Annotated in this window: 15 protein-coding genes; 12 read left to right on the forward strand and 3 right to left on the reverse strand. The window is 41.8% G+C overall.

Annotated features, from left to right (window positions below; all coding sequences use genetic code 11):
- Positions 1 to 333 precede the first annotated feature (333 nt).
- The 9 genes from H5123_RS09550 (at position 334) to H5123_RS09590 (ending at position 10,361) form a co-directional block, all read left to right on the forward strand.
- Entirely contained in the window at positions 334 to 1,329 is a 996-nt protein-coding gene (locus H5123_RS09550) for a DUF5677 domain-containing protein (RefSeq protein WP_182697818.1), read from the forward strand.
- Between the two features lie 504 nt (positions 1,330 to 1,833).
- Positions 1,834 to 3,093: an efflux RND transporter periplasmic adaptor subunit gene (locus tag H5123_RS09555; protein WP_124015628.1), complete on the forward strand. Its 1,260-nt coding sequence runs from the start codon at positions 1,834 to 1,836 to the stop codon at positions 3,091 to 3,093.
- A gap of 66 nt (positions 3,094 to 3,159) precedes the next feature.
- On the forward strand, positions 3,160 to 3,381 hold the full coding sequence (locus tag H5123_RS09560; protein WP_182697819.1) for a hypothetical protein: 222 nt from the start codon (positions 3,160 to 3,162) through the stop codon (positions 3,379 to 3,381).
- Between the two features lie 190 nt (positions 3,382 to 3,571).
- Positions 3,572 to 4,270: an ABC transporter ATP-binding protein gene (locus H5123_RS09565; protein WP_124015630.1), complete on the forward strand. Its 699-nt coding sequence runs from the start codon at positions 3,572 to 3,574 to the stop codon at positions 4,268 to 4,270.
- Between the two features lie 18 nt (positions 4,271 to 4,288).
- The gene (locus tag H5123_RS09570) at positions 4,289 to 5,602 is read left to right on the forward strand and encodes an ABC transporter permease (RefSeq protein WP_124015631.1); all 1,314 of its coding nucleotides are present in this window, start codon (positions 4,289 to 4,291) and stop codon (positions 5,600 to 5,602) included.
- 24 nt (positions 5,603 to 5,626) lie between these two features.
- A complete protein-coding gene (locus tag H5123_RS09575; protein WP_124015632.1) occupies positions 5,627 to 6,835 on the forward strand; it encodes an ABC transporter permease in 1,209 nt (402 codons plus the stop codon).
- Positions 6,836 to 6,951: 116 nt separating this feature from the next.
- Complete coding sequence (locus H5123_RS09580; RefSeq protein WP_182697820.1) at positions 6,952 to 8,391, forward strand: sigma-54 dependent transcriptional regulator; 1,440 nt, start codon at positions 6,952 to 6,954, stop codon at positions 8,389 to 8,391.
- On the forward strand, positions 8,391 to 9,722 hold the full coding sequence (locus tag H5123_RS09585; RefSeq protein WP_182697928.1) for a PAS domain-containing sensor histidine kinase: 1,332 nt from the start codon (positions 8,391 to 8,393) through the stop codon (positions 9,720 to 9,722). Before H5123_RS09580 ends, H5123_RS09585 begins: the two co-directional genes overlap by 1 nt.
- A 255-nt stretch (positions 9,723 to 9,977) precedes the next feature.
- A complete protein-coding gene (locus H5123_RS09590; RefSeq protein ID WP_124015634.1) occupies positions 9,978 to 10,361 on the forward strand; it encodes an MAPEG family protein in 384 nt (127 codons plus the stop codon).
- Between the two features lie 95 nt (positions 10,362 to 10,456).
- Here H5123_RS09590 and H5123_RS09595 read toward each other — a convergent pair whose 3' ends face one another.
- Positions 10,457 to 10,702: a hypothetical protein gene (locus tag H5123_RS09595; protein WP_182697821.1), complete on the reverse strand. Its 246-nt coding sequence runs from the start codon at positions 10,700 to 10,702 to the stop codon at positions 10,457 to 10,459.
- 113 nt (positions 10,703 to 10,815) lie between these two features.
- Between H5123_RS09595 and H5123_RS09600 the strand changes: the two genes are divergently transcribed.
- Positions 10,816 to 11,403 (forward strand): uracil-DNA glycosylase family protein, encoded by a 588-nt coding sequence (locus H5123_RS09600; RefSeq protein ID WP_404948307.1) that lies wholly within the window; start codon positions 10,816 to 10,818, stop codon positions 11,401 to 11,403.
- A gap of 35 nt (positions 11,404 to 11,438) precedes the next feature.
- On the opposite strand, the gene H5123_RS09605 is transcribed toward H5123_RS09600, so the two are convergent.
- Both H5123_RS09605 and glnD read right to left on the reverse strand, forming a co-directional pair.
- Positions 11,439 to 11,939, reverse strand: coding sequence for a YcxB family protein (locus H5123_RS09605; protein ID WP_124015637.1), 501 nt, complete (start codon positions 11,937 to 11,939; stop codon positions 11,439 to 11,441).
- A gap of 170 nt (positions 11,940 to 12,109) precedes the next feature.
- Positions 12,110 to 14,755 carry a [protein-PII] uridylyltransferase gene (gene glnD, locus H5123_RS09610; RefSeq protein ID WP_182697823.1) on the reverse strand — a complete coding sequence of 882 codons (2,646 nt, stop codon included), beginning with the start codon at positions 14,753 to 14,755 and terminating at the stop codon, positions 12,110 to 12,112.
- A gap of 81 nt (positions 14,756 to 14,836) precedes the next feature.
- On the opposite strand from glnD, the gene H5123_RS09615 reads away from it, so the two are divergent.
- Together H5123_RS09615 and H5123_RS09620 are read left to right on the forward strand one after the other, a co-directional pair.
- Entirely contained in the window at positions 14,837 to 15,550 is a 714-nt protein-coding gene (locus H5123_RS09615; protein ID WP_182697824.1) for a 16S rRNA pseudouridine(516) synthase, read from the forward strand.
- Positions 15,551 to 15,614: 64 nt separating this feature from the next.
- The gene (locus tag H5123_RS09620) at positions 15,615 to 16,571 is read left to right on the forward strand and encodes a LysR family transcriptional regulator (RefSeq protein WP_124015640.1); all 957 of its coding nucleotides are present in this window, start codon (positions 15,615 to 15,617) and stop codon (positions 16,569 to 16,571) included.
- Positions 16,572 to 16,671: the final 100 nt, after the last annotated feature.

The raw sequence follows: 16,671 nt of genomic DNA on the forward strand, positions 1-16,671 counted from the left end.
TGTCAGGCTCACGCTATTTTCTTCAACGTCCTCAAAGTATTGGATCCTGAATGTTTAAGATAGACTGTGGTATGAGTTTTAATTTGGTAAAAGAATTCCTCACCAAGAATTTACTTAAAAAGGTGTAATCAGAACAGGCAATTAGCCTAAAGGTTGTACAAAAAACAACTACCGTTAAAAATCAAATTCCTATAGCATCTTACGTTAGATAAAGAATTACCGGTTAATATGGATTTGGTATCAGCCAAGTCCAACAAGCGATTTATGCCATTGTAAATGGGCACAATGTACAAATAATAAAACGTTGTTATTCTATAAAGTTTGGAGTAAATATTGTTCGAGGAATTGTTAGAACTTGCTGAAGCAAAACTCCGGGAAAATGGAGACAGTCCAGATTACGAATCTGTCATTGACTTGGCATCAAGGGTGTTGATTGAAGATACCAAAGAGCAAGAAAAAAGTAATGTTAAACGTGTTATCTCAGAACATGATGCTTTTACTAACAGAAATCGCGAAAGGTGGGATGTTGGTTTTACCAAGTTACATGCTTTAAGAGAAACATGCCTACAAGCTGGAATCAATTTTCAACATCAATTCCTACAACTACCAAGATACGAAAATGACGAGCTAGTTGGTGTTCTCATGCGACAACATGCTCATGCATGCAGAATTTCTGGAGAGATAATTCATCTTTTAGAAGGTGGATATCCTGATGCCGCGTTAGCACGTTGGCGAACGCTATATGAAATAGTAGTGACGTGCTTTGTAATCAAAAAATGTGGAAGAGAGGCTGCAGTTGATTATATTAAACATGGTATGGTCCAGACCGCAGAAATAATTGAGGAACACAGAAAAACTGCAGAAGCGATGGGAAAAGAAACTTTCTCGGATGAAGAAGCTAAACAGTACTCTGCTCTAAAAAAAGAAATTACTAATGGTGACTCCGGATGGCATTGGGCTCGGAAGCATACAGGATATAAGAAAATAGATAAGTTACGTGAGTTTGTTGAACTAGATAAATGGTCACATAATTACAAGCGTGCGAGTCGTAATATTCATTCTGATTATTACGAAATGATGTCGCTATATGCAATGAAAGAGACAAATCAAGACATGTTGCTTTGTGGTCAATCAAACTCGGGATTAACTGAACCTGCTCACTTTACGGCTATCAGCCTAGCTCAAGTTACAACTACCTTTTTAAGTTCGTATATTGAAGATGAAAATAGTGGTTTGGACTACAAAGATTCATTGTTGTTTATGAAAATAATAGATAATTATGTCAAAGAAGTCGGAGAGGCTTTTTTAAGTGCCAAAAAGCCAAAATAACACGCGCACTATAATTGATGCCTAATCGTTATCACTCATTTTTTACATATATGCTTAGTATCCCTACTTGTCTTACCTGCAGACAACCATGAGGCTAAATCGAAGAGAGTTAAATTACTGGTGTAGATGAGTCAGCGAGTATCCAAAACATGGATGTTTTGGTTTAGCCCACATGGATGTGCTTGCGGCGTCTCGGTGAATCATCTGCACTAAGCTTGCTGCAGGCAATAAGTACTAATAAAGCTATGGTTTTAGTTAAACTTAATTAATACGAAATTGCCAAGACCAATCAACATCTCCTTTTAAAAGTGTCCGCTCGGACACTTTCTCAATGACCGGACAGTTTATACATCTGTCCGCGGACACTTTTAGAGTGTTCGGTTATCTTTTTAAATACTTATCATTATGAAAAATAACAATAAATAACTATTGGCATGGCTTGTGCTTTATCTTGGTATAAATGTGAAGTTGTGGGTGCGGTTTGTGCGTACCTAAGGAACTAAGATGATTAAAGACACAAGTAGCCAAGATACTGTTATTGCGCCTAAGTTAGGTCGTAAGTTGCGCTTACCCTTAATTATAGGTGGCGGTGCAATATTGATGAGTGCATTGGTGTGGGCGAGTTTGGGCCATGACAGTTCGGTGCGTTCAGTTGATGGCGCTGAATTACGCTTAGCAACGATCACTCGTGGAACCTTAGTTCGTGATATAGCCACTACCGGTAAAATAGTGGCTGCTAATGCGCCGATTTTATATAGCACCGAAGAAGGTGTGGTGACTTTACTGAGCCAACCAGGTGATGAAGTTGAGCAAGGACAGGTAGTCGCTAAAATTGAGAGCCCACGTTTGCAAAGTGAATTACAACAACAGCAGTCGATGCTTGAAGGGATGCAGGGCAGTTTAGAACGTGCCAAGTTAGACGCCCGCCGCGAGCAACTTCGTGTCAGTCAGATTTTAGACATGGCGACAGTGGATTTAGAAGCTGCGGATCGTGAAAGCCGTCGTGGCGATCAATTGATTGAGTCGAGTTTGATCAGCAAAATCGATTTTGAAAAAAGCAAAGATGATTTACACAAAGCTAAATTACTGCATAAGCATGCCCAGCAAGAAGTTGAGTTAATGCGCGATACCCTGAGTTTTGAAATTAAAAACCGTACTCTTGAAGTACAACGTCAAGATTTAGTGGTGAGAGAGTTAACTCGTCAAGCCAATGCTCTGAATATTATTGCTCCGGTTAGCGGCATTATTGGTAACTGGCTGGTGGAGCAAAAAGCCCGTATCGGTCCGAGTCAGCCAATGCTAACAGTGGTCGACTTAACCGCCTTTGAAGCAGAGCTTGCGGTGCCAGAATCCTATGCCGATGAGTTGGGCTTGGGAATGGATGTTGAGTTGAGTTTTGGTAGCGTTAATGTGGTTGGCCAATTGTCGTCAATTTCACCTGAGGTGCGTAACCGCGAAGTGACTGCCCGAGTGCGTTTTGCAGACAGCAACACCTTATCATTACGTCAAAACCAGCGTTTATCTGCCCGAGTATTACTGGAAAACAGACCCAATGTGTTGATAGTAAAACGCGGTGATTTTCTCAATCTTGGCGGTGAAGTGGCCTATCAAGTGAATGATGCGGTTGCTCATAAGAAAACCGTCAAACTGGGGGCACGCAGTATGAGCCAAGTTGAAGTGATTGAAGGCGGTGACGAAGGGGATGTTTGGGTGATATCAGGTACCGAAAGCTTTAAAAATGAACCTAATATTCAGATCCGCTAAGCAAGTCTGCAACTAAGTTAATGACTTAAGCAAATAACGAAACACTCAACTGAGTAAGGACATTCAATGACTTTTATTCAACGTAGACAGCTTATCGCACTCGCTGCTTTATTTGTTCTCGCAATAGCCGTGAGTTATCGCATTGATAATCATACCGATTGGTTATCGGTGAGTTTGCAGTTAATTGACATGAGCAGCCAGGTTTCAACTCGGCTAACGGGGGTCAATCCGGCCGTTCGCTTGCATATTGATATTAGCGATATGGTCAACATTAAGCTGCTGTTTTAGCCACGGCTAGCGGGTACTGTTGCTGGCAGCACTAATCAAATCAGCGACCACGACATATCACCTAAACCGATAATAACAACACTCATAGCATTAAAAAAAGCATTAAAACAACAGTATTCAGATTAGTAAGATTCACATTATCAGCCATAAGCGCTGGGATGCGACAACCGAATTAACCAAGGAAGCCATTATGTTATCCATGAAAAACATCAGTAAAGTATTCAAAACCGATTTAGTTGAAACCCATGCGCTACGTGACTTTAATCTGGAAGTGAATGAAGGCGAGTTTGTGGCAGTGACGGGCCCATCGGGTTCAGGTAAAACCACTTTTTTGAATATTGCCGGTTTACTTGAAGGGTTTTCATCTGGGCAATACAGTCTTGATGGCGTCAATGTATCGAATTTAAGCGATAACAAAAGTGCCAAAGTGCGTAATGAAAAAATTGGCTTTATATTTCAGGGGTTTAATTTAATTCCTGATCTCAATTTAGCCGAAAACGTCGAAGTACCATTACGCTATCGCGGTATGAATGCCAGTGAGCGTAAGCGTCGAGTCGAGTCAGCATTAGAGCAAGTGGGTTTAGGTGCGCGAATGAAGCACTTACCGACACAATTATCGGGTGGACAACAGCAACGCGTAGCGATTGCGCGAGCATTAGCGGGCGAACCTCGATTTTTATTAGCCGATGAACCTACCGGTAATTTAGACAGCTTAATGGCGCGTCAGGTGATGGAGCTGCTTGAGAATATTAATCAACAAGGCACCACCATTATTATGGTGACTCACGACTCCGAACTTGCACGTCGCGCGCAGCGCAATATTCAAATTGTCGATGGCCAAGTATGTGACTTTTCCATGTATCAACAAGCTGCCACAGGCACGCGATAATCGCATAAGGGGAATATTATGTTTTTTTACTATTGCGATTTAGCATGGCGAAGCATACGTAAAACGCCGATGTTATCGATGTTAATGGTGTTAGCCATCTCGATTGGGATTGGAATTACCATTACCACGTTAAATGTCTATAAAACCATGTCTTATAATCCGGCAGGTGATCGCAGTGAAGTGATTAACTCGGTACAGTTGTGGAGCCAAGGATTGGATACGTGGGATGAGTTTATTGCCAATATTACTTATATCGATGCGATGAATTTGCGTAATAACGATGAGTTAAGCCTTAAAGCTGCCAGTTATCGTACTGGGTTAGCTTTGCAGTCTGATAATCCAAAGATTGAACCAGTATTGCAAAGTGTGCGAGTTACCGACAGAGACTTTTTTAGGATTTTCTCGGTACCATTTTTATATGGCAGTTACTGGGATGCCAGCGTTGATTTACGCCCAGCTTACCAAGTTGTCATTAGCCAAAAGTTAAATTTACGCTTTTTTGAAGGCAAAAACAGTGTGGGTAAAACGGTGTTTTTAGATCGTAAGCCTTATCAGATTGTGGGGGTGATTGAAGATTGGAATCCACAGCCTAAATATTACGATCCAACTAATGGCGCATTTAATGATGCTGAAGAAATATTTATTCCTTTTTCGTTAACCGAACAAGAAGAGTTTGATGTGTGGGGCAATACCAGTGGTTGGAGATTTGAACCCATGCTCACTTACAAGGATCGATTAACGTCAGAAAAAGTGTGGATTCAATTTTGGACCGAACTCAAAACCGATGAGCAAAAACAAAGTTATTTAGCGTGGTTAATCCGTTATGTCGAGCAACAAAGAGCCATTGGCCGCTTTACTGATACGGCTAAAACCGCTGGCGAATCAGTGCAAATTAGCGATATCAGCAAATGGCTTGAAGATAATGAAGTGGTGCCCAAAGATAACAAAATATTAGTCGGTTTAAGCTTACTTTTTTTAAGCGTTTGCTTAGTCAATATTCTCGGTTTATTGCTGACTAAATTTTTAAAGCGTGCGCCAGAGGTGGGGGTCCGTCGTGCGATTGGCGCTAGCCGTGGACAGATTTTTAGCCAGTACATGGTCGAAGTGGGCATGATTGGCTTTATTGGTGGGGTCGTCGGGTTGTTATGGGCATGGGGTTCGTTAACGGCGCTACACAGCTATTTTTCAGTGGACCAAAGTGTCACTGGGCTTGATCTCAGTATGTGGTTTATCACCCCAATTATCGCTATTTCAACGGCGATATTGGCAGGGGTTTATCCTGCATGGGTAGTGTGTCGCACTAAACCCAGCGTGTATTTAAAAGCCCAATAACGGATTATAAACAAGGACATCACCATGCTACATATCAAACCGATTTTATCCAGTTTACTGCGCAGTAAAAGCGCGCCGGTTTTATTGCTATTACAGATCATTTTGTCTGTTGCGATTGTCGCCAATGCTAGCTTTATTATTAACGAGCGTTTGTCGTTAATGCAGCGTGAGTCGGGCTATGCAGAAGATCAAATACTCACATTCAGTGTTTATAACTTCGACCCAGCCGTTGATAATCTTAAGCAAAATGAGGTAGATCAACAGATTTTACGTTCACTTCCTAATGTTATCGATGCCAGTTCTAGCAATATGTTGCCCTTAAGTGACAGTGGTTGGATGGATCGCTATGTTGACAGCCCAAATGAAGATACGGCCAAAAGCACTCCAGGTTTTGCATTTTACTTGGGTAACGAGCATTTGCTCAATGTGATGGGCGCTAAGTTAATTGCCGGACGCAACTTTACGGCAGATGAAATTAATACCAGCTTGAGTGATAGCGGCATGCTGGCGCTAGTGTCGCAACCTTTAGCTAAAGCCTTTTGGGGAGATGAATCGCCGCTGGGTAAAACCATGTATCAAGGAGAGCAAAGTGTTACCATTATTGGCGTGGTTGATAAACTGCAAGGGGCTTGGGTTGATAACAAGAACTTTGAATACAGCGTGATCCAAAATATCGATTTTGGCGGCAACAGCAGTAATAAATCTTATATGGTACGGGCATTACCTGAACACATCCCCGCGTTAGAAAACGCTATCCGAAAAGCCCTCCATGCTGAAAATCCCAATCGGGTTTTTGATAACTTTCAAACTCTGAGTGAAATCAGAAACCTGACTTACAGTAACCACCGTTTAATGGCGACCGTATTAAGTATTATGGTGGTGTTATTGCTACTCATTACTGCGCTAGGATTAACGGGTATGGTGATGTTTAATATTCAACGTCGCACCAAACAAATCGGCACTCGCCGTGCATTGGGAGCTCGTAAGCGTGACATCATTGAATATTTTATGGTTGAAAACTATCTGATTTGTATTGTCGGTGGTGTTATTGGCGGCATGTTATCACTTGTATTGGGACAGCAATTAATGAAACTGTATAGCTTACCAATGGTGCCGGTAGTTTATCCGATAGCATCTGTGGTTGGCTTACTGATAGTTACCACGCTAGCGGTTATTATTCCCGCGGCTAAAGCGGCCAATATTTCACCTGCGATGGCGACGCGCAGCGTCTAGAGTCATGCTGATTTTATTCGCAATCTAGTTAGCTTTGCGCTAGCGTGCTAGGCTAGCAAAGGTGCTCAATCAACATCGCGTTTTGGAGTTTAACCAATGAGAATTACATCAAAGTAATGGATAATATTTTAATTGTTGACGACAACCATGCCATTTGCCAAGCCCTTGCGCTGATGATTGAACTGCATGGCTATCAGGCTATTTTTTGTCACACGCCAGAAGCTGCAGTTGAGATTGTCACTCATAAAGAGATCTGCTTGGTGATCCAAGACATGAACTTTAGCCGTGATACCACTTCGGGTGAAGAGGGTAAACAGTTGTTTTATGGTTTACGTAAATTACAGCCTAATTTACCGATTATTTTAATGACCGCTTGGACTCAACTTGAAACTGCTGTTGAACTGGTTAAAGCGGGCGCGGCTGATTACATGGGCAAACCCTGGGATGACGCCAAGCTGCTCAATAGCATTAGCAACTTATTATCTATTTATCGATTATCACAACAAAATAGCCAATTAAGTCGCATACACAGCGAGCGGATGTCGGCCATTAATGGTGCTGATTTATGTGGGCTAGTATTTGGTAGTGGCGCGATGCAGCGCTGTGTTGATTTGGCGTTACAAGTGGCACGTTCTGATGTGTCGGTGATGATCACTGGCCCAAATGGCGCGGGTAAAGATAAAATCGCCGATATTTTACAGGCTAATTCGCCACTAAAAGATAAACCTTTTATTAAGGTCAACATTGGCGCTTTGCCGCTAGATTTATTAGAGGCTGAGCTATTTGGCGCAGAAGCCGGCGCCTTTACGGGGGCCAATAAAACTCGTATGGGCCGTTTTGAAGCGGCTGATGGCGGCACGTTATTTTTAGATGAAATAGGCAATTTGCCTTTGTCTGGTCAAGTGAAGTTATTGCGAGTGCTGCAAACAGGCGAGTTTGAACGTTTAGGCAGCCATCAAACTCGTAAAGTCAATGTACGGGTAATTAGTGCAACTAATGCCGATTTAGCCGATGACATTCTCAATGGGCGATTTCGTGAAGATTTGTTTTACCGTTTAAATGTGATTGAACTGAGCGTGCCACCATTACATCAACGCCAAGATGATATTTTACCCTTAGTGAAACATTTTATTGGCACTAACTTTAGTCTTGATAAAACGACCCAGCAGGCGTTACTTAACCATTGTTGGTCAGGCAATGTACGCGAATTAGAAAACGCCTGTAAACGAGCGGTATTACTGGCAAAATCTGCCCAGCTTACTCTGCACGACTTTGGCTTGAACCCGAACACGGCTACTCAAGTGGCTGCGGTTTCAAGACTGCATCATTCAAGTGAAGCTGTTAAAAATCAATATTTTGTTAATGATGCTCTTGAGCAGAATGAGTCAGATGATGCCAGTGCGGGTCTTATTTTTGAGCCTGATAAACAACAGATAGAAGCTGCATTAACCCAATATAATGGCGTTATTGCCAGAGTGGCTAAATCGTTTGGCTTAAGCAGGCAAGCCCTGTATCGGCGGATGGAAAAATACGCGATTAGAGTCACTAAGCCATGATGTTATCGTTACGCACTAAAGTCGTGTTAAGCAACATGTTAAGCTGCCTTTTGGCCGCAATGGCAGGGGCTTTAGTGTGGCTGACATTAGGTGATAACTCGCTATGGTTGGCTGTGCTACTAATGTTGGCTGTGTGCTACTTTTGCAGTATGTGGCTTACCAAGCGCTTAAGTGACAGCCTGCAAGCGTTGGAAATCGGCTTATTAAACTTTAAAGACAACGACTTTAGTGTGTCGCTGCATCCTTATGGTGAGCCGCAACTTGATGCTTTGGTGAGTTTATACAATCAAGCATCGGCAAAACTGCGCAGCGAACGACAATTTATTTATCAGCGCGAGTTAATGCTCGATAAAGTGATTCAAAACTCGCCAAATGTGATGTTATTAATTGATGACTCACAGCGAGTTATTTATGCCAATGGCGCGGCAAGACATTTGTTTAATCATGGCGTTAAAGTTGAAGGTATGTTGTTACCTGAACTGATTGCGATATTGCCAGAAGCGCTTAAAACGGCATTAAATAGTGAGCAAGAAGGGCTGTTTTCGATGGGCAGCAGCTCAGGCGATAGTATCGATGAGAATGATGTTGAAACCTGGCATATTTCCCGCGGTCGCTTTACCCAAAATAATCAGCAACATCATTTAATTTTACTTAAACAACTCACTAAAGAGCTTAATCGCCAAGAAGTCGCCGTGTGGAAAAAGGTGATCCGCATTATCAGCCATGAGCTCAATAATTCAGTGGCTCCTATCGCTTCTATGGTTAACTCAGGTAGGTTTTTAACTCAACATTTAGACAACACTAAGCTGCAACTGATTTTTGATACTATTGAAAATCGCACCAGTCATTTAAGTCAGTTTATTTCTCATTACGCCCAGTTTGCTAAGTTACCTTTACCACAAAAACAGCTAATTGATTGGTCTAAGATGACCCAACAGCTGGCGCAGCAATATCCGTTTCAGGTGTTATCGCCTCTGCCGCAAATGCCGATTAAGCTTGATGCGGTTCAACTTGAACAAGTACTGATTAACTTACTTAAAAATGCCCATGAATCAGGTGCGGATGCCGATAGTGTTGCGCTGATTTTTGAAGATATTACCCATCCAGTTGCTGGTTTATTGATAAAAGTGAATGATCAAGGTTCGGGGATGTCTAGCGAAGTATTGTCGCAGGCACTGTTGCCCTTTTATTCTACCAAGCAGTCTGGTACTGGCATTGGTTTACCCTTATGCCGGGAAATCATTGAAGCTCACGGTGGCCGAATTAGCCTGCAAAGTCGCCCAGAAGGGGGCTTAAGTGTCAAAGTTTGGTTACCTGCTCAACAGAGTTAATGCTGCTTTAGCGACTTACTGTTTAGATGGATGTTTATGTCATCACGCTAATGACTCAGCCGTTGATTCATTAAGCTTAACGTTTGCCCCTAACAATCGATCTCATTGGAAAGCAGTTTCAGGTAACCGTCAAGACAAGTGACTGAAATCTTGTGGATGTGTTAACTTACGATGGCGTAATAAGACGAGATAAGTTGACTATTTTATCGATAGCATTGACTTGAGAATACTAATAACTAATAAAAAGGACAGATTATGCAGACGATACTGATATGTTTATTGATTGCGATGTTATTGCCTTATGTGGCAAAAGTACCGTTAGCAATGGCAATGGCTAAATTGGGCAAATATGACAATAACCACCCGCGGTCGCAGCAAGCTCAGTTAACCGGATATGGTGCACGAGCAGCTGCTGGGCATCAAAATGCGTTTGAGTCGTTAATCATTTTTGGTATTGCTGTGTTAACGGCGTTAATCACTAATAATGTTACTGATATGGTTGCGTTATTAGCGATTGTGCATGTGGTCGCGCGGTTGGTTTACCATGTGATGTATTTATTGAATTATGGCACCATGCGATCATTGACTTGGTTTGTTGGGATTGGCGCATCGATTGGCATATTTTGCCAAGCATTTTAAGTTTGAATCACCGATAAAAAAACGCCATAAAGGCGTTTTTTTATCGCGTTAGTTGATACTTTCACGATAGCGATAATATTTAGCGATAATATTGTTTAATCTAGGCTAGTAACCCGTTCATAGCCCATTTCAGTTAACTGGTCGTTCACACAGTCTAATAAAAACGATCCAACCTCAGATTCAGGTAGTTGATCTTCAACTGCAATTTGCTTACAAGCATCTTTTAAAGACACCACATCTTTTATTGGTGCTTGAGGAAGGGCAGCTGCACTAAAACTGATTGCTATGCTGCTGATGAATATTGCAGCTAATGTGGTTAGGGTAATACGGGATGCTTGCATGGGTGTTCCTTCTTGGGAGAACTTTATTATTTCGACAAATACTACTGTAGCTTAGTTCCCTTGGATAGGGTTATTTAAGGGCTTTTTATGATTTTATATGCAAAATGTATGGGATTGATATGACAGGGTTACTGACTGAAATCAAAAATTGTCAGCTTTGTGCTTCTAGCTTAGTTAATGGTGTGCGTCCTGTGGTGCAAATCGATCCCCAAGCGAGAATATTGATCATTGGTCAAGCCCCTGGTCGCAAGGTACATCAGTCGGGGATCCCATTTGACGATGCCAGTGGCGACAGATTACGCCAATGGTTAGGCATCACCCGAGAGGTGTTTTACGATGCGAAGCATATCGCTATCATGCCGATGGGCTTTTGCTTTCCTGGGAGCTATAGCGGTAAGGGCCAGTCTGGCGATTTACCGCCAAGACCTGAGTGCGCGCCTAAATGGCACAGTCTGTTGTTAGCGCAACTCGTAAATGTAAAGTTGATTTTGCTGGTGGGCCAATATGCACAGCAGTACTACTTAAGCGATAAACCGAAAACCTTAACCGAAACCGTACTGCAATGGCGCACCTTTGGGCCATGTTACATTCCACTTCCACATCCTAGCCCGCGTAATAATATTTGGCTGAGCCGTAATCCATGGTTTGAGGCTGAGTTACTGAGTGATATTCGTCAACGGGTGGCGATTGCGCTAGCGTAATCGCCAAGTTATTCATTGCTGGAGTAATGCCTAAGTTATTGTTTATTTATGATAAAATCAATAGCGCTTTTATCTAAACAACGCTTAGATAAATAAGTAGTGGTTTTTTCGAGCTTTATTAATAAACCGCTATCCGTTTCAGTAATCCGATAAATATCTGTCCATAAAATCTGTTGATTTACATGCAGCGACTGACTGTTGATGCCTTTATCATCGATGGTCAGACTGACATGTTCACCTGCCGCTTTACTCATCATTTGACGCCATAACCACCAGGTTTTATTAAAGCGAATACTTAAAAACTCAACAACCGCTAAACCAATGAAAAAGTAGCCTAAATAGTAGGTTTCTTTGGTGCTCATGGCCGCAGAACTGATAGCGTCGAGCATTAAAATAGCCAAACCAATCAGTGCAAACACAGCGGTTTTAATAAAACGTTTTGGTGACGGATTGGGATTAACTGATTGCTGATAGCATTCTTCAAAGTACGACTTATCGAGTACATATTCAGCAGTATAACGAAAGGCTTGTGACATGATGACCTAATGAACGGCAGTTGATGGGCATGATTATCGCATAGTCATCTGTTTGCTCAAAGTATGCTTAAGGGTGAAATAGGCGGGCCATGGCGGTTAAGCCGCTCATGACCCAGTAAATCAACATTGTTGAATCATATTCTTATCCACTGACTGGCTTATAAGCCTTGCTATTGTTTGGCGGTAATTGCTTGCATTAATGTTGCCGACAATTGCTGCTGTTGTTCTGGGGTTAATTGTTGATCGTCTTTATTGGATAATAAAAACACATTGTCTGCACGTTCGCCGACCGTACTGATGGTGGCCGAATGAATATTTAAATCCAATTCCCTGAACGCACTGGCAATTTGTTCCATAAATTCACTGGTGTCTAGTGCGGATACATTAACTAAACTACGAGTCGATTTGCGTGAATGCAAAAATTCGATGTTAGGTTGATTATCAAAACTTTGATGCCGTCTGGACTGACGCTTTTTCGATAAAGTAATGCCCTGATCAAGTACTTGATGTAACTTATCAATAACTTGTTTGCGGCGTTGCTCGCTGGTGATGGGTTTTTCGTCGAAGTCGAGTACTTTAAATGACTCGACCACATAGCCATCTTTAGTGCGGGCAATTTGTGCTTGTTTAACCGAAATGCGTAATGTTGCTAAGGTATTGAATAATTTTACAAATAAGCCGTGGCGGTCTTTGGTGTAAACAAACACATCACTGCAGCCTTTTACCACCACATCGTCGAGTAAAATAAGGGTGTTGTATTGATTATCTGTCGCTGGCGCAAGATCGTGATTAATCATTGCTTGGGTATAGCGGGCGATATCATCAGCTTCAGCATTACTGAAAAAGGCGATAGGCAATCGACGCCATAATTTTTTAATCTCTTCGCTGTTGTTTTCATCAACCAATAAATTGAGCGCTTCTTGTTTGTGCTCTCGCACTAAGGTTCGCAGTTGCAGAATATTTTCAAAACCACTTCGAAGTGCTTTGCGGGTGACAAAATATAAGTCTTTTAGCAGTGATGCTTTCCAGTCATTCCACAGATCATCATTGGTTGCCTGAATATCTGCAATGGTAAGGCAATATAGAGCATCTAAACGGGCTAATGTACCGACTTTTTTGGCAAATGCGTTGACCACTTCAGGATCATAGATGTCCATGCGCTGTGAGGTAATAGACATTAATAAATGATGTTCTACTAACCAGCAAATGAGTCTTTCTTGTGAGGCTTTTAAACCATGGAACTTGGCGAACAAACTGGCATCGACTGCGCCTAATTCACTATGATCTCCGCCGCGTCCTTTGGCTAAATCATGGAATAATGCGGCAAACAAGAGTGTCGATTTATTGGACATTTTTTGATAAATATCAGCAGCTAATGTGAGATCTTTATCTAAGGTTTTGATGTCGTGGCCGTAAGTGTAAATATTTTTAAGCACTTTGTGGGTGTGTTCATCAACAGTATAGGCATGGAACAAATCAAACTGCATCTGGCCAACGACTTCACGCCATTGCGGCAAATAAGACGCTAAAATACCGTGCTGATGCATTAAGGTAATCGCCAGTCCCATGCCTTGAGGGTGAACAAATATCGCTTTAAATTGTTCACGACACAGCTGAAAGTCTTGTAAGTCGCCCATTAAGCGGCGTCTCACTTGGCGCAGTGAACGTAGCGTTTCTGCGGTTATACCGATAATTTTGTCGTGATGAATCGCGATAAATTCAAATAACGCCATAATCTGGGTGCGATCGATAAACACGGTTTCATCACGAACATGAATGTATTTATCGACAATTTCAAAATTCTCGTTAATCACAATAATGTGTGGATTGAGCTCTGGAATAATTTCTCGCTGGAAATAGGCCATTAAAATTTTGTTTAATTCGCCGATGCGCTTCATGGCGCGAAACAGCTGGCGCATCATTTTTTCGATAGCAATATTGCCGCTTTCGCCGATGGGCATACCATCACCAAAACCCATTAATTTTGCCACTTCAGCTTGGTATTGCAGCAACAAACGATTTTCACCACGCTGGGCTGATTGATGCAAGGCAAAGCGCACCCTAAATAAAAAGTGTTGGCATTCCATTAATTCAGCATATTCATCATTGGTTAAAAAACCAAAGCGTCGAAGTGATTGCATGCTGGATACGCCGAAATGCTTGCGAGCAACCCAGGTAAGGGTTTGAATATCGCGCATTCCCCCAGGGCTGGTTTTAAGGTTGGGCTCAATGCTGTATGAGGTACCTTGTGCTTTGGCATGACGCTCTTGCTGTTCACTGAGTTTGGCATTGAAAAACGTTTGGCTTTGCCATAACTCTTGGCCGTAAAGGGCATTGAGAACTTGTTGCTGATGGTGATGGTTACCGGATAAATGGCGGATTTCCAGTAAACTGGTTGCAATGGTTACGTCGTCTTTACAGGCTTGATATGTGTCGTCTAAGCTGCGAACTGCGTGACCTAAATCAAGGTTTACATCCCATAGTTGGGTAAGGAATTGGCTGATAGCAGCCGCTTCCTTAGGTGTTAATTGGCCATCATGGATAACACAAATATCGATATCGGAGAAAGGGTGTAAGGTTTGGCGGCCATAACCACCAACAGCATTAAGCGATATACGCGCAGGGTCTAATTCGAAGGGGTGCCAGAGTTGGCATAATAGTGCATCGAAAAACTGCGATCGCTTATTCAAGGTGTCGTTAATGGCACTCTGAAAAATGTTATCTTGTAAATGTTGATCCAGTGACTTAATCGCCTGTTTTAATTCGGCGCTAGTCATATCTGAGCGCAAAACTGTACTAGCAGGTTGCGAAAGCATGTTACTCCTTAATGTTTTTGCCTTTTAACAGAATAAGGTATTCTTAAACAAATTGGTATCATTCTATATTGGTGAAGTTTTATGGTGTCTAAACGAGGTCGACTCGATCAATTTATTGCTGGCACGTTACAGATCCCTAAAAAAGCCGTGCGCGAACTATTAATCAACAATAAAGTGCGTGTTGATGGTCAATTTGCTAAGTCACTAGATTTACAAATTGATGAGTTTACTCATATTGAGTGTAATGGTGTGGTGCTACGTCATTATCAAAAACGCTACTATATGCTTAATAAGCCTGACGGAGTGGTCAGTGCCACGATTGACGATAAGCATCCGACGGCATTGGGGCTAATGACGGGCATTAATACTGAGATGCTGCATATAGCTGGGCGATTAGATTTACATTCTACTGGGTTATTATTGCTCACCAATGACGCTAAATGGTCGGAGGCTTTGATGGCTCCAGATCATAAAGTCGACAAAAAGTACTTAGTCACCTTAGCCAATCCGCTGGATCAAGCATATGTTGAGGCCTTTGCGAATGGGATGTATTTTGAGTATGAAAATATCACTACGTTACCGGCACAATTGATGCTTTTATCTAGTCATCAAGCTCGGGTAGTGTTGCGTGAAGGTAAGTACCATCAAATTAAACGTATGTTTGGTCGTTTTCGTAATCCGGTAGTTGCGCTACATCGCGAATCTGTTGGCGATATTGTGCTGGATCACACTTTGTTAGCTGGCGAGTTTCGTGCATTAACAAAAGCTGAAGTTGATAGCGTTTTTCAGCACTAGATCAATTTTTATTATTTGAATACATGTTAATTTAATCGCCTCATTACAGCAGATTAGGTGATATGTGGATATTCAAGCATTAAAAAAAGTCAGCGAATTAGACGTATTTAGTTTGTTGGTGTTTAAGCTTATTTACGAGACAGGCTTTGCTAACTTTGCCGCCAAAGAGCTTGCGGTATCTGCACCTAAAATTAGTCGATGTTTAACATCGTTAAGAGTGATTTTTAATGATGAGTTGTTTTTTCGTCGCCAACAGGGATTAAAACCAACGCCATTAGCTGAGCGTTTGTATCAGCCAGTATGTCAATTGTGTGACATGGTAAGTAAAATTGAGCGTGTGGCAGATGAAAGTCAAAATCACCATCAAATGCCCATTCTACATATCGCTGTCTCGCCCAGTATTATTACCAGCGTCGCCATTGCACTCAGTAAATTGCCTCGTAATGTTATCGGTAAGGTGAGCCTTCATAGCTGGCAAGTTGACACCGAAGAGTTGATTTATAATGGTGAGCTCGATTTTGGCATTGGCTTTGATACTCAGAATGCTCATGGTCTAGAGGCTTCCCCAATTGCCAATGTGAAGTCTTTTTGTGTTGTGGGTAACGTTAACCATGAATTTTGGACTAGTGTTGACGAGATTAAATTAGAAAATATCATTCAACATTCAATTGTGTATTTAAGTTGCAAAGGTTTTAACTGCCGTATTGATCCTTTAGAGCTTTATTGTCAAACCAACGGTTTGTTCATCGAAGATATAGAGTGCGTTGCTAAGCTTGAGGATTGGTATTGGCACATGCTCACCATGGACAGTTTGGCGATAACGATTTGCAATGAAGGTTCGTTTGCACAGCAAATTCCACAACTGCGAGTAGAGAAACTACCCGACAGTGAATTTAATAAGCTTAACAGCGTTATGGCGATGCCAAGTTATTGTTTAATTGAGCGTGCAGAGCATTATCGTCGTTACTCGTTAGAGACCAAGCAAATGATAATTGATATCACTAAGTCATTGTTGATATAAGTATTTATCATTTTATGAAATAAGATCCAGCATGATTAACGTGTGATCTGGATCTTTTTTATATATTAACGCGTAAATTCAATGTGTTACGGTTTTTTAT

Source organism: Shewanella sp. SR43-4 (assembly GCF_014163845.1).
Lineage (GTDB): Bacteria > Pseudomonadota > Gammaproteobacteria > Enterobacterales > Shewanellaceae > Shewanella > Shewanella vesiculosa.

Bases quoted from the DNA above. Each gene is read 5' to 3' on its own strand.
- H5123_RS09585 (WP_182697928.1), top strand. From the start codon at position 8,391: ATGTTATCGTTACGCACTAAAGTCGTGTTAAGCAACATGTTAAGCTGC.
- H5123_RS09605 (WP_124015637.1), bottom strand. From the start codon at position 11,939: ATGTCACAAGCCTTTCGTTATACTGCTGAATATGTACTCGATAAGTCG.
- H5123_RS09590 (WP_124015634.1), top strand. From the start codon at position 9,978: ATGCAGACGATACTGATATGTTTATTGATTGCGATGTTATTGCCTTAT.
- H5123_RS09595 (WP_182697821.1), bottom strand. From the start codon at position 10,702: ATGCAAGCATCCCGTATTACCCTAACCACATTAGCTGCAATATTCATC.
- H5123_RS09555 (WP_124015628.1), top strand. From the start codon at position 1,834: ATGATTAAAGACACAAGTAGCCAAGATACTGTTATTGCGCCTAAGTTA.
- H5123_RS09560 (WP_182697819.1), top strand. From the start codon at position 3,160: ATGACTTTTATTCAACGTAGACAGCTTATCGCACTCGCTGCTTTATTT.
- H5123_RS09580 (WP_182697820.1), top strand. From the start codon at position 6,952: ATGGATAATATTTTAATTGTTGACGACAACCATGCCATTTGCCAAGCC.
- glnD (WP_182697823.1), bottom strand. From the start codon at position 14,755: ATGCTTTCGCAACCTGCTAGTACAGTTTTGCGCTCAGATATGACTAGC.
- H5123_RS09615 (WP_182697824.1), top strand. From the start codon at position 14,837: ATGGTGTCTAAACGAGGTCGACTCGATCAATTTATTGCTGGCACGTTA.
- H5123_RS09565 (WP_124015630.1), top strand. From the start codon at position 3,572: ATGTTATCCATGAAAAACATCAGTAAAGTATTCAAAACCGATTTAGTT.
- H5123_RS09570 (WP_124015631.1), top strand. From the start codon at position 4,289: ATGTTTTTTTACTATTGCGATTTAGCATGGCGAAGCATACGTAAAACG.
- H5123_RS09575 (WP_124015632.1), top strand. From the start codon at position 5,627: ATGCTACATATCAAACCGATTTTATCCAGTTTACTGCGCAGTAAAAGC.